8 protein-coding genes are annotated in these 13,545 nt (G+C 37.2%); 4 read left to right on the top strand and 4 right to left on the bottom strand.

Features of this window, described 5'->3' with window-relative positions; all coding sequences use genetic code 11:
* The first annotated feature begins 24 nt into the window (after nt 1-24).
* Entirely contained in the window at nt 25-1,464 is a 1,440-nt protein-coding gene (locus SJY09_RS10975) for a rubredoxin (protein WP_396635764.1), read from the top strand.
* Between the two features lie 202 nt (nt 1,465-1,666).
* Here the strand turns inward: SJY09_RS10975 and SJY09_RS10970 are convergent, their stop codons facing one another.
* From SJY09_RS10970 to SJY09_RS10955, 4 genes are all read right to left on the bottom strand, one after another.
* Nucleotides 1,667-2,377: a hypothetical protein gene (locus SJY09_RS10970; RefSeq protein ID WP_396635763.1), complete on the bottom strand. Its 711-nt coding sequence runs from the start codon at nt 2,375-2,377 to the stop codon at nt 1,667-1,669.
* Between the two features lie 27 nt (nt 2,378-2,404).
* Complete coding sequence (locus SJY09_RS10965; protein WP_396635762.1) at nt 2,405-3,976, bottom strand: RagB/SusD family nutrient uptake outer membrane protein; 1,572 nt, start codon at nt 3,974-3,976, stop codon at nt 2,405-2,407.
* 11 nt (nt 3,977-3,987) lie between these two features.
* Nucleotides 3,988-7,092 (bottom strand): SusC/RagA family TonB-linked outer membrane protein, encoded by a 3,105-nt coding sequence (locus SJY09_RS10960; protein ID WP_396635761.1) that lies wholly within the window; start codon nt 7,090-7,092, stop codon nt 3,988-3,990.
* A gap of 370 nt (nt 7,093-7,462) precedes the next feature.
* Nucleotides 7,463-8,509 (bottom strand): GntR family transcriptional regulator, encoded by a 1,047-nt coding sequence (locus tag SJY09_RS10955; RefSeq protein ID WP_396635760.1) that lies wholly within the window; start codon nt 8,507-8,509, stop codon nt 7,463-7,465.
* A 185-nt stretch (nt 8,510-8,694) separates the two neighbouring features.
* Here SJY09_RS10955 and SJY09_RS10950 point away from each other — a divergent pair, with 185 nt between their 5' ends.
* The 3 genes from SJY09_RS10950 (at nt 8,695) to SJY09_RS10940 (ending at nt 13,535) form a co-directional block, all read left to right on the top strand.
* The gene (locus tag SJY09_RS10950) at nt 8,695-10,794 is read left to right on the top strand and encodes a bifunctional aldolase/short-chain dehydrogenase (RefSeq protein WP_396635759.1); all 2,100 of its coding nucleotides are present in this window, start codon (nt 8,695-8,697) and stop codon (nt 10,792-10,794) included.
* A 76-nt stretch (nt 10,795-10,870) separates the two neighbouring features.
* Nucleotides 10,871-12,151: a sugar isomerase gene (locus tag SJY09_RS10945; RefSeq protein WP_396635758.1), complete on the top strand. Its 1,281-nt coding sequence runs from the start codon at nt 10,871-10,873 to the stop codon at nt 12,149-12,151.
* A 10-nt stretch (nt 12,152-12,161) separates the two neighbouring features.
* Nucleotides 12,162-13,535 carry an FGGY-family carbohydrate kinase gene (locus SJY09_RS10940; RefSeq protein WP_396635757.1) on the top strand — a complete coding sequence of 458 codons (1,374 nt, stop codon included), beginning with the start codon at nt 12,162-12,164 and terminating at the stop codon, nt 13,533-13,535.
* The last annotated feature ends 10 nt before the right edge of the window (nt 13,536-13,545 follow it).

Below are 13,545 nucleotides of genomic sequence, written 5' to 3'. Positions count from 1 at the left end.
AAGAGCGAAAAAAATAATAAGCATATGAACGACGATTTGCATCGCATATTAATTCCTGGAGGGGTTACCTCCCCCGGAGAATTAAAAGATATTATTTCCATGCTGGAAACGGCAGGTTTAAAGGAAGTTTATTTTGGTTCTCGGCAAGATTTGTTGTTTCCCATACAAAATACCAACACCCAAGAATTGGAACATATATCAAAATTCAATGGTAAGGTAATTGGTGAGCGCAGCTATCAAAATATTGTTTGTTCTTATGTGTCCGCAGATATTTTTGACATGACCTATTGGTTAAAAGGTTCTACGTATTTGTATATTTTAGAAGACTTTGATTATTCGCCAAAACTTAAAATAAACATTACCGACCCAAAACAAAGGTTGGTTCCCATATTTAGCGGAAACCTTAATTTTATTGCTTCAGATAGCGAGGATTATTGGTACTTGAATGTAAAACTTCCTCATTGGAAAACTTCTGCATACTACCCCGTTCTTATTTATAGCTGGGATATTGCCGCAATTTCAAAGGCTATTGAATACATCCAAGAAGACATACAAGATGTAGAGGAATTGTTCTTTATTATCAGCAAAAAATTAGATACCAATAATAAAACCATTGAAAAGGAACTGAACATAGCCTACACCACTTTTCCGTATTACGAGGGTATGAACCGTATGGGGCTAGACCAATATTGGTTGGGACTCTATTGGAGAAATAATAGATATGATCTTGAATTTTTAAAGGAGTTTTGTGGCTTTTGTTTGGATAATAGTATCGGTAAACTATGTATTACGCCATGGAAATCGTTCATTGTTAAAGGTATTAAACAGGAAAGTAGGCCAGAACTGGAACGTTTTTTAGGGCAAAAGGGCATTAATGTACGCCACTCCCAGTTAGAGATGAATTGGCATGTACCCGTCGATGATGCCGACGCTTTGGAGCTAAAAAAATTCTTGGTGCGTAGTTTTGACCAAAACGATATTAGTACCTATGGCCTTACTTTTGGTATTAGTAACGATGAGGGCAAACGTTCTCATTTTTCTTCTATAATAATAGAAAAAAATAGCGCCCCTACTATTGTAATGGATTTTGAGGTGCGACCAACCTATAATGTACTTTATTTTGAAAACTTTGATCCTAATAGCCGTCAATACATATCCTATGCTCAGGATATTGATAAAATAGAACTTCCAGGTTTACTAATGGAGTTGAGTAAGAAGTATTTTAAACAGCTGGGTAAAGTAAAACCAACAGAAAAGTTAGTTCCGAAAAAAACAACTGTTGAACATGTAGCTGTTCACCAATGTCAATCCTGTTTTACGGTATATGACCAGATGTATGGTGATGTAAAAGCCGGTATAGTTGCGGGTACTACCTTTGCGAATCTTCCGGAAGATTATTCATGTGCGGTCTGTAATTCATCAAAAGATAACTTTAAAGAAACTTCTTTAAGTATGGCTGGTTAATGCCAAATGTATTTGGTTATTTATATAAAACCAGCATCCTAAAAATTAAACACTAGGGTAGTGCTACCCTGTAAATTTTTATCACTTTTAACCTTTAAAAAATTGAAGACAGTCTTAAATTTGAGTTATTCTTTTTATAAAAAAATCCTCTACAGTCATTGAAGACTATAGAGGATTTGATCAAACTACTAAAATCTAATTTTTAGTTAGGGCTTGGATAAGGCTGATTCCTAACCGGGTCATTTATACTATGACCAATACCATTATTGAAAACGTAGTTATAATTTCTGATTCTTTCATTATTGCCACCACCTGTAGCAGTGCTTGGTAACGGAGCAGGAGTTCTATTGATATCTACACGTAGTCTATCATCTCGTCTAAGAACAATTTTTCCTGCTTCTCCAGGAATCAAGGTCTGAAATTCATAGTTTACACCAAATTCTGCCAAAGGATTGTTTTGAGTTATATAGGTATCGATGATATGATAGTTCAAAATAATCCTTAAAACATCCACATCGGCCCTTGCCATTACCTCGGCGGGTGTTTCCCCGTCTTCAACATCAGCTGACCCAGTAACCAAAGCAATTACATCACCGTTTCCGGTAAATGCGTTGTTGTTTAGCATTAGGAAGGTTCTACCGTTATTTGAGGTGTTGTACTCATCTATCATACCGGCTGCTTCAATAGCGGCTCTCATATAGTTAAAATGATCTCCAACAAGTCCACCTTCATCGTTAAGTGCATTTACTGCGGGCAGATTAAAAAACTGCCAAGCCGTTAGTTCACCAAATGGATCGCTAAGATCTACATCTGGCTCAAATACAAAACGTTCTTGTAAGTCTAAATCACAACTTGTAAGGACTAAAGTAATACTAAGTAGGCCCCAGATTGTTATATTTTTTATTCTTTTCATTATTACTAGTTTAAGGTGAAAATTAATTTAGTACCCTGGAGTCTGCTCCAGTAATGGGTTCTCTAATATATGGTCATCAAATATGGGGAATAATAACCTTTCTTGAGTCAATGGTACACCGCCACTTAATGTGTCTAAAATAGGATTTAGTATTTCCAAAGCTCTATTGGTTCTACGAAGATCCCACCAGCGTTGTGCTTCTCCTATTAGTTCAAGATGTCTTTCATCAAGAATGAAAATTTCACGTTCATTTTCCGTCGCTCCAAATTCTGCTGCATCCACTAGTGGTAACTGCCTTGCAGTTCTAAATTCATTAATAATTTCCAAAGCTCGCGGTCCATTTCCTAAGCGATTTTCTACTTCGGCCAAATAGAGTACAATATGCGCATATCGATATAAAACAATGTTGGAATCATCTAGACTAACGTTATAGTTGAATTTATTATATTTTGCTAACCTAGCATTACCAACGCCTTTTGCCTCAAGATTTGTAAATTGTTCACGACATAAATAATAACGGTAATCTCCGTAAATAAAATTTCCCGTATCTAAATCTGTTAGGATAGGATCGGTATCGGGATATTTTGTTACCCAACCTAAAGAATCAATTGGAAATTTTTCCCTCCATTTGTTCTCTAACGCGGGTGATAGCGTAAAAGATGGTATTCCTGCAAAAAACAGCGAAAAAATGCCAGCTCTGTTCGCGTTACCCGATCCTTGAGCCTCGTCTAAACTATATCGAATTGACATGATCAACTCTGGTCCTTCTTGAATTTTTAAGGGACCATCACTTTCAGAGTTGGGATCAAATGGATTTCCATTATCGTTTAAAAATTGATTTTGCCATTCTACAGGGGAAGTTGCTAAACTAAATCTATTGCTCTCGACAATTTTCAATAAAGCTTCTTTGGTTTTTTCGTCATCGCCCAAAAAACCATAAACATCTGCTTGTAACCCCCATATACTTGTGAGTGAAAAGCGAAAATCGTTGGTTAACCTGCTTAAGTCCATATTTTCTTCTGCGGCCAACATATCTGGAATAATAATTTCATTTATGATAGTTTGCGCATCCGTCCTTGTTCGTTGTAAATCCTCAGGAGATCTAGTGGGCTCTGTGAAAACAGGTACAGCACCCCATACGCGTACAGCCTGGAAATAGGCATATGCTCGTAAAGCTTGTGCTTCTGCCAATAGATTGGAATCAAACCCTTGTATATTAGGGATATTTGCAATAGCTTCATTAGCACGATTGATCATATTGTAATAATCGTTCCAACGTAAGGCTGGTGTATTTCCAGAAGTTACGTCGTTAGTAGTTAATTCAATATTGTTGGCGTTTGCGCCATCATTACCGTTAATGTAACTATCTCCTCTGAACTCTCCCCATAAATAGTGTTTTACTCGAAATGCGGGTTGCATTGCATCATAAATACCAATTACCGCTGCTAGGGCATCATTGTTATTTCTGAAAAAGTTTTGAGGATCTATTTCGCTGATAGGCGATTCATCAACTAACTCTTCACAAGATGATATACTGCCAAATATTAGTAGCAGTGGCAATGCTATCGTAATGTATCTTTTTATATTATGAATTTTCATGTGTGATAAATTTAAAATTTAAAATTAGCGCCAAATATTACTTCTCGATCGTTAGGGAACCTCAAGTTGTCTAAACCTGGTTGTAAAGGATTACCTCTAGTTCCCAATTCTGGATTGTATCCAGGATAATTAGTCCAAGTTAGCATGTTATTACCTGATATAAAGAAGGAACATTTTTTCACAAAGCCCAATTTATCTAATATGGACTTAGGCAAATCATATCCTAATCTAACAAAACGAAGTTTTATGAAACTACCGTCCGTTACAAAGAAGCTATTAGGCCTATCCCTATTTTGCGGTACCCTACTAAGTCTTGGATATACCGTTACATCACCAGGATTTTGCCAAGAACCTTCTATACGACGAGGTCCTGGAGTTTCATTAGAGGAGTTTAAATCGTTTCGTAATTCATCCCAACGCCTCCAAGTATCGTTGCCCAAGGTGAAATCGAATAAAAAACTTAAACTAAGATTCTTGTAAGCAAAATCATTTGAGAAACCACCAAAGGCTGTTGGAAGACCGTTTCCTATAACCTGTCTGTCATTGTTGGTTATTACAAAGTCACCATCTACGTCGTCCCAGATAATATCTCCTCCTTGGGCAACACGACCATCGTTTCTAATTTGATTAACATCACCCGTGAACTCTGCTCCGTTCAGTGTATAATTTACAAAATCACCTGCCGCATCAAAATTTGGTGTCAGTTGTACCCCATCTTCCGTGAAGGCATTAGATTCATCATATTGGAAAACTCCAAGATTTTTAAACCCGAAAATGTTACCAATAGATTCTCCTTCTTCTATGATATAATCGCCTGATTGGAATGGAGTTCCACCAGCAAGTCTTTGAACTTCGTTTTCTTGAAAACTAATATTGAAATTACTATTCCAGCTAAAGTTCTTTGATTGTATAATACTACCGCCTATACTTAGGTCTATACCTTGGTTACGTACGGCACCAACATTTTGTCTTATTCCGCCAAACCCTGATTCTTCCGGTAAAGGAACGTTGGCTAAAAGGTCCTCAGTATCCTTTCTCCAGAAATCAACATTAAACGTTAACCTGTTTCTAAACATCCCAAGGTCTAAACCTATATTGGTTTGGTTCGTGCTTTCCCAGCTTAATTCTGGGTTACCAAGTCTTGTTGGAGATACCCCACTAATACCATCGTATATAGCTCCTGGTTCAAGAGCAGATGTAAACTCGTAGTCTCCAATCCTGTCATTTCCTGTTTCACCATAACTAGCTCTAATCAAAAGATTGTTAACGGTGGTATTTCCTTTTAAGAATCCCTCGTTGCTAACTCTCCAGCCTATAGAGCCCGATGGAAAATAACCAAATTCACGATTCTCTCCGAAACGAGAAGAACCATCTCTTCTTACAGTAGCGCTGAATAAATATTTATTGTCAAAATCATAGTTGAATCCCGCGAAAAGCGAAAATAAGTTACTTCTCGTGTTGAATGTTTGCCCAGCGTTGATAGCTAAACCATCTGGATCTACGTTGTTGAAAGTTTGAATATCCTCAGAAACAAATAAGGCGTTCGAAATTCCGAATTCTTCTTGGTATCTTTTTAGGATTTGCATACCACCAAAAGCCGACACACTATGTTTGCCAAATTCATTGGTGTAGTTCATGAAATTTTCTTGCTGAATATCATAATCTATTCGATCTCTAAAACTGGCTAGGGGACTCGTATTTCTTGGGTTTAAAACCAATAAGGGCTGAAAGTCATTATTTCTCCGTAACCTAAAATTAATACCTAAGGTAGACTTTATAGATAGCGAAGGCGTTAACTTATATTGCATCGAATTAAAACTCTGTCCTCTCCAGGTTCTAAGTTTAAGCTGTCTTAAATTAGCCTCGGCAAGCGGATTTTGACGGCCTGCAATTTCTGGCGTAAAATCTCCATTGGGCTCTAGTACTGGGAAATACGCAATACGTTCTACCAATTGTTGAAATACTTGATTTTCGCTTAGTCCGCTAAACTCTTCAAAGGAAGCATTGAAACTAGAGCTTACGGTAAGTTTTTTGTTTGGTGTAAAATCTAATTTAAAACGCGTATTGATTCTTCTGAAATTACTATTAACTACAATACCGTCCTCATTTAAGAAACCAGTATTCCAATAGGCCTTTAATTTTTCTCCTCCTGCACTTACGGCCACGTTAACCTGATTTCTAAATCCTGCTCTTGTAATCAAATCCTGTAAATCGAATGAGTTTCGTAGTAACAGGTTTAAAGAATCACGGTCGTTACCTGTAGGGTTTTGTCTTTGCGCATCTGTACGCCTAACGTCTTCATAAAATAAACGTTGTCTTGTATTGGCTACGGGAATGGCTCCGTTAAGGCTATTAACACCGGTAACTACGTTAACATCGAGGCTAACATCACCAGACTTACCTGATTTGGTGGTAATTAATACAACCCCGTTGGCACCTCTTGTACCATAGATAGCGGTTGTTGCACCATCCTTTAAAACCTCTAGCGAAGCAATGTCATTTGGATCAATATTATCTATATTGTCCAACTGCTGACCATCTACTACATATAATGGCCCTGTGCCACCTGCACTGAAAGTTGAGGTACCTCTTACCCTGATATCGAAACCTGCACCTGGACCACCATTAGTGGCAATTTGCACACCTGATAGACGGCCCTGGACACCTTCAAATGCATTAGTTGGCGTAACTTCTGCAATTTTCTCCGACTTAACAGAAGATAGCGCTCCCAGTACCTTGTCCCTAGATACTGTAGCATACCCAATAACCACTACTTCGTCCAGATTTTCTGTATCCTCTTCTAAAACTACATTTAGATTTGCTGCATTAATAGTTACTTCTTTGGTATTAAAACCGATATAAGAAAAAACCAATACCCTTGAACCTGGTATTAAGCTTATGGTATAGTTTCCATCAAAATCACTGGACATACCGTTACTTGTTCCTTTTTGAACAACATTAACGCCTGGTAGCGGTTCTCCATTTACATCTGTTATTGTTCCTGAAACCGATGATACTTGTGCTAAAGCAGCAGAACTACTTAATACACAAAGTATAAAGGTTAAAAGAACAGTTAGACCGATATTTCGCGATCTGCTGTTACAATTTTTTTTCATTTCCAGTTTAGTTTTGTTAAAATTGAATTAATTCTTTGATTCACGAATTGGGCGTGTCTTAATTTTCATTTGAATAATAAAACTGCCAAATAATTAGGGAATTCTTAACAATTATATAAACTAGTGCTGCCGTAGGCATCCTGTACTGTACTGTACTGAGGCCGAAAGTTCTATGGTTCTTGGTAGGCTAAAGAACCTTATTCAGAATTAAAATGCTGAAAAACAACTACTTATTAAATTATGTGATTTTTAACTAGAAGAGCGATAGTATATATTTAAGTGGTCTGATAGGGCGAGCAACGAAGAATGTTTCAAAAGTTCAAATATATGGTTATAGCACTATATGCAATAGCTTAGGCTATCATAAGCCTTAAACCGAGAACCTGTCAATAAAGTTAAAGTCGTTTTTTATTTCTTGAGGCTTATTGTTTAAAATCATTTTAGCGGCTTCTTCGCCCATATTTTTAAAATTGGTGCTAATTACCGTAATTCCCAATAGTTCCTTGAGTGGAGTGTCATTATACGAAATTATCCCAATATCCTCTCCTAATTTAAAATGTCTGTCCCTACTTTGCTTTACTAAATTTACTAAATCCGCTTCCTCAATAGTTATGTATAAATCACCAAGTTGTAACTCCATGCTGTCATAGATTTCATCTAGAATCTCATAATCTATGTCGTGTTGTATACAGAATCTTTTAAAACCAGTTACAATTCCTTGAGGATAGGGGTATACGCCTTTACTTGGATAAACTAAAATAATTTTTTTATACTTCTCTAGTTTCTCTAGACCAGCTGTTAAAGCATTGTAAATGTCTTCGGTAAAGTCCTGATAAATTCTACCCGCCTCTTTGGATAAACTTTTAAGATTGCGATCCATAATAATTAACTTCCCCTTGGGTATAGAATGAATAGCTTTAAGAATCTCATCTGTACAACCCATATGTTGCAGATTTTCATTCTTAAAATGGGGCATAATTACATAGTGGTCGTAAAGATGCTTTTTGTTCTTCAATATAGTGCTGAAAACCAATGGTTCGCAATGATAAATGTCCAAATCAACATCGACATTAGCACCTAAACTATTAACAAAAGAATTGAAAATACGCATTTTATACGTGCTTAGTTTATTAATTAAGAAAAGCACCTTGATTTTTACGGAAAGATCTGTCTTTGAGATATAATACCCTTTTCCCTTAACGGAAACTATAATGTTCTGTTCTTTTAGAAGGCCATACGCCTTTTCAACAGTATCCCTGGATAATAGATATTCTTCGCTAACCTCATTTATTGATGGAATCTTCTCTCCCATACCCAAAGTTCCTTTATGGATACTATTGATTACAGAATCCATAACTTGTTTGTATTTTGGAATTCGAGACTCGGTGTTGATATCTATGTACTCTAGTCTTTCCACTTTAATTTTTTTCACTGTTGATTTAAAATTGTACTTTTTATAAAGTTATTTAAAAAAACAAAATTAGGTATTAACCTTGGATTTTTTATTTTTTTATAAAAAGTACCTGTCAGCATAGTACAGGATGCTTTGTTTTTTTTCATAATCTATTTTCGTTGACAAGCATCTTATAAAAATAATGATTAATGCAGGTTAAGACATACAAACACGTAGATTATCTTTGGGATGAATCCAAAGCAGCCGAACTAGGCGACAATCAAGTAGAATTATTCCTATACAGGTCCAATATTTTAGGAGCGGATTTAAGGATCACTAATTACGGTGGGGGTAATACCAGTTGTAAAACGATAGAGAAAGATCCGTTGACAAACGAGGAAGTGGAAGTCATGTGGATCAAAGGTTCTGGAGGTGATATAGGAACCCTTACCAAAGCCGGAATTGCCGGACTCTACACAGAGCGCTTGCGAAATCTGAAAAACGTCTATGGAGGTTTGGAGGATGAGGATAGAATGGTAGGTCTTTTTAACCATTGTATCTATGACCTTGACAGTAAGGCGCCATCTATTGATACACCTTTACATGGTTTACTGCCATTCAAACATATTGATCACTTACATCCAGATGCCCTTATCGCCGTTGCTGCGGCAAAGGATAGTGAGAAGGTTACCAAGGAAATATGGGGAGATACCATGGGTTGGGTTCCTTGGCAACGCCCTGGTTTTGACTTAGGTTTACAGTTAGAGAAGTGTCTGAACGATAATCCTGGTATCCGCGGAATAGTTTTGGGTAGTCACGGATTGTTTACATGGGGAGATACCTCGTACGAATGCTATATCAATAGTCTAGAGGTCATTGAAATGGCATCTGAATTTATTGAGAAAAAAATTAAAGAAAATGGAAGTGTTTTTGGTGGACAAAAATTAGAGAGTCTTCCTAAAGAAGGGCGCTTGGAAAAAGCGGCTCAACTAATGCCGTTACTTAGAGGCTTGTGTTCCTCGGAAAACGGAATGATTGGTCATTTTAATGATAGTGATGTTGTTCTCGAATATATAAACAGTAATGATTTAGAGCGTTTGGCTCCAATGGGTACATCTTGTCCAGATCACTTTTTAAGAACCAAAATTCAACCGTTAGTATTACAATTGGATACGAAGCAAGACCTAAGCAATGCTGATGAAGTGCTTAAAATGTTGGAACCGGCCTTTGAGGAATATAGAAAGGAATATCAATCTTACTATGATAATCATAAGAGAGATAATAGCCCAGCGGTGAGAGATGCCAATCCGGTCATTATCATATTTCCTGGTGTTGGAATGTTCAGTTTTGCGAAAAATAAACAGACGACCCGTGTGGCTAATGAATTCTATGTGAATGCAATTAATGTAATGCGGGGTGCAGAGGCTATTACGGAGTATACTTCATTGCCAAGACAAGAAGCTTTTGATATTGAGTATTGGTTGTTAGAGGAAGCGAAATTACAACGAATGCCTAAGGAAAAACCTCTATCAAGGAAAGTTGCCTTGGTTACTGGTGCTGGCGGTGGTATAGGAAAAGCCATTGCGGATAAGCTTGCTGAAGAAGGCGCTAACGTGGTCTTAACGGATATAGCTGAAGATAGATTGGAAGAGGCGGTAGCTACCTATGCTAGAGACACAGCAAGTTACGCACTTTGTGATGTAACTAGCAGTGATTCTATTGCGGAAGCCTATAAAAAAGCCTCCTTGGAATTTGGAGGTGTAGATATTGTAGTTCATAGTGCAGGATTGGCCATTTCAAAGCCATTAGAAGAAACTACGCAAAAAGACTGGGATATTTTACAAAATGTATTGGTGAAAGGACAGTTTGAACTCGCTAAACAAGCGGTTTCCATTATGCGAAATCAAGGTTTAGGAGGTAATTTTATTAGCATAGCCAGTAAAAACGGATTAGTCTCCGGACCAAATAATGTGGGCTACGGTACGGCAAAAGCTGCACAACAGCATATGTCTAGACTCCTTGCTGCGGAGCTCGGTGGTGATAAAATTAGGGTTAATGTAGTGAACCCAGACGGAGTAATAGTAGGGAGTAAGATATGGGAAGGCGAATGGGCCGAAGGGCGCGCTAAAGCTTATGGTATCACCGTAGAGGAATTACCTGCTCATTACGCCAAAAGAAATTTATTGAACGAAATAATCTATCCAGAGGATATTGCCAACGGTGTTTTTGCCTGTGTTGGTATTTTGGATAAGACTACAGGGAATATTATTAATGTTGATGGCGGTATGGCCAACGCATTCGTACGATAGTTGTTGAGTTAGTTTTCTTAAGCTTCCAAGGACTAGTGTTCTTGGAAGCTTATTTTTAAAAAGAGATATACGCCATATGAAAATAGATATAAATCAATTAGAACAGGTTAATAAAAATAGTCTTTCCGGCCATAAGGAAAGGTATAATTTTTTGGCCGAGAGCCTATCAAAGCAAGGCAGGGATGTCGTTGGAATTGTAGAAAAAATTTCAAAATTTCAAGTTGCTATTCCGAGTTGGGCCTTAGGTGCAGGTGGTACACGTTTTGGTCGTTTTGGTTTTCAGGGCGAGCCTAGTAATTTGGAGCAAAAAATCGATGATGTGGGTATTTTGCACCGTCTTACGCAAACAGCAGGTGCTATATCGCTACATATTCCTTGGGATGTGCCTAATGATTACGGAGCAATTAAGGAGTTGGCCTCATCGCATGATATCCTTTTCGATGCTGTAAATTCTAATACTTTCCAGGATCAAGCCATTGCCAAACATAGTTATAAGTATGGCTCTTTGTCCAATACCAGTAAGGTTTCACGTGAGCAAGCTATAGCGCATAATATCGATGTTATTAAAATTGGCGATAAATTAGGGTCTAAAAGTCTTACCGTTTGGTTGGCCGATGGTTCAAATTTTCCGGGACAAAGTAACTTTCAAGCCGCGTTGCAAAATACGGAGAATAGTCTTAAAGAAATCTATAAAGGCCTACCGGATGATTGGAAGCTTTTTATCGAATACAAACCTTACGAGCCTAATTTTTATAGTACGGTAATTCAAGATTGGGGTACTTCTTTTATGCTAGCCAATGCTTGTGGTGATAAAGCCTACACGCTTGTAGATTTGGGGCATCACCTGCCCAATACCAATATAGAACAAATTGTTTCTACCTTAATGTTAAAGGGTAAACTTGGTGGTTTTCACTTTAATGACAGTAAGTATGGTGATGACGATTTAACGGTGGGTAGCGTAAAACCTTACGCACTTTTCTTAATCTTCAATGCCTTGGTTTACGGAATGGAAAATAATCCACAAAACCCATATCCGGCTTGGATGATAGATGCAAGCCATAACATTAAAGATCCTTTAGAGGATTTAATTCAATCTCTAGAAGCTATACAAGAAGCTTATGCAAAAGCACTTTTAATAGACCAAAAGGAACTTCGGGAAGCGCAGTCAAATCATGACGTGGTCAAATGCCAAGAAATTCTTCAAGATGCCTATCGCACAGATGTAAGACCTCTTCTTGAAAAAGCGAGGCTCAACGCGGGAGGGGTTTTAAATCCTATAGCTGCATATAGAGCGCTAGAAATACGCAAAAAATTAATTCAGGAACGCGGTGCTAACTCGGTAGCATCCGGACTATAAGGGAGTACATATGAAAACCGACGTAACCGCAGTATTTGATATTGGCAAAACGAATAAAAAATTTTTCCTCTTTGATAAAGACTACCAAGAGGTTTATAGGGAATATACCCGTTTTGATACCATTAGGGATGAAGATGGTCATGAAACAGAAGATCTTGAGTCTTTGCAAGTATGGTTAAAAGAAGTTTTTGATAGAATTTTAAAAACAGAGAAGCACAATATTACGGCTATAAATTTTTCTACATATGGTGCCAGTTTTGTCCATTTAGATAAAAATGGAAAGGTATTGACGCCCTTATACAATTATACTAAACCTTTGGATAAAGAAATCATTGATGATTTCTACAAGAAATATGGGCCTAGAGAAGCGTTTGCGCAAACTACAGGTTCATCGGATTCTGGAATGCTAAATTCTGGAATGCAACTCTATTGGTTAAAGCATACCAAGCCGAATGTTTTTAAGAAAATTGCTTTCTCACTTCATCTTCCACAATATATAAGTTACATTTTTACGGGAATACCACTTAGTGAATATACCAGTATAGGTTGCCACACTGCAATGTGGAATTATAATAAGAAAGACTATCACGATTGGATATATAAGGAAGGAATAGACCATATTTTACCACCTATCGTTTCTACGGAAACGAGTATAAATATGAACTACAACGGAAAGCGAATTAAGCTTGGAGTTGGTATTCATGATAGTTCGGCAGCGTTACTTCCTTATGTAAGAAGTATTAAAAAGAAATTTATTTTAGTTTCTACGGGAACTTGGAGTATCGCCCTGAATCCGTTTTCAGAAAAGTTGCTTTCTCAGGAAGACATTAAAAAGAACTGCATCAACTATATGCGCATCAACGGGAAACCTGCAAAGGCAAGCCGCATATTCTTGGGTAACGAATATAGTTTGCAAGTAAAAGAATTGGCGACTCATTTTAAAGTTTCTAAGGATTATCACAAATCGATAGCTTTTGATTATGACACTTTTTTTGCCATCATAAAGGATTTTAATTATTGTTTTAGATGGAAAGGTATCGAAGATGAGAACATGCCTTCAGAAACAAGATATAAGTACGATAAATTTGAGCATGCCTACCACCAATTAATGATTGAATTGGTCTTGTTACAGGTAGAAAGTATAAAAATTGCAGCAGGGGATGATAGTATTGAAAAGCTTTACATCGATGGTGGTTTCAGTGATAATGATGTATACATAAAACTGGTTTCTCACTATTTAAGAAACATGGAGTTACGAACAACCGATTCCTCCTTAGGTTCTGCCTTGGGAGCTGCAATAGCAATATCGGATGCTAAGCTCAATTCAAAATTTTTAAAGAAGAATTATTCCCTAAAAAAACATATTCCTTTCATTTTAAAATAAGTAGTTGCTA

The organism is Maribacter sp. R77961 (assembly GCF_044594925.1).
Taxonomy (GTDB): domain Bacteria; phylum Bacteroidota; class Bacteroidia; order Flavobacteriales; family Flavobacteriaceae; genus Maribacter.
This window is presented reverse-complemented; position numbering and strand designations above follow the sequence as displayed.

Coding starts and splice junctions, on each gene's coding strand:
- SJY09_RS10975 (WP_396635764.1), top strand. CDS start 25: ATGAACGACGATTTGCATCGCATATTAATTCCTGGAGGGGTTACCTCC.
- SJY09_RS10970 (WP_396635763.1), bottom strand. CDS start 2,377: ATGAAAAGAATAAAAAATATAACAATCTGGGGCCTACTTAGTATTACT.
- SJY09_RS10965 (WP_396635762.1), bottom strand. CDS start 3,976: ATGAAAATTCATAATATAAAAAGATACATTACGATAGCATTGCCACTG.
- SJY09_RS10960 (WP_396635761.1), bottom strand. CDS start 7,092: ATGAAAAAAAATTGTAACAGCAGATCGCGAAATATCGGTCTAACTGTT.
- SJY09_RS10950 (WP_396635759.1), top strand. CDS start 8,695: ATGCAGGTTAAGACATACAAACACGTAGATTATCTTTGGGATGAATCC.
- SJY09_RS10945 (WP_396635758.1), top strand. CDS start 10,871: ATGAAAATAGATATAAATCAATTAGAACAGGTTAATAAAAATAGTCTT.
- SJY09_RS10940 (WP_396635757.1), top strand. CDS start 12,162: ATGAAAACCGACGTAACCGCAGTATTTGATATTGGCAAAACGAATAAA.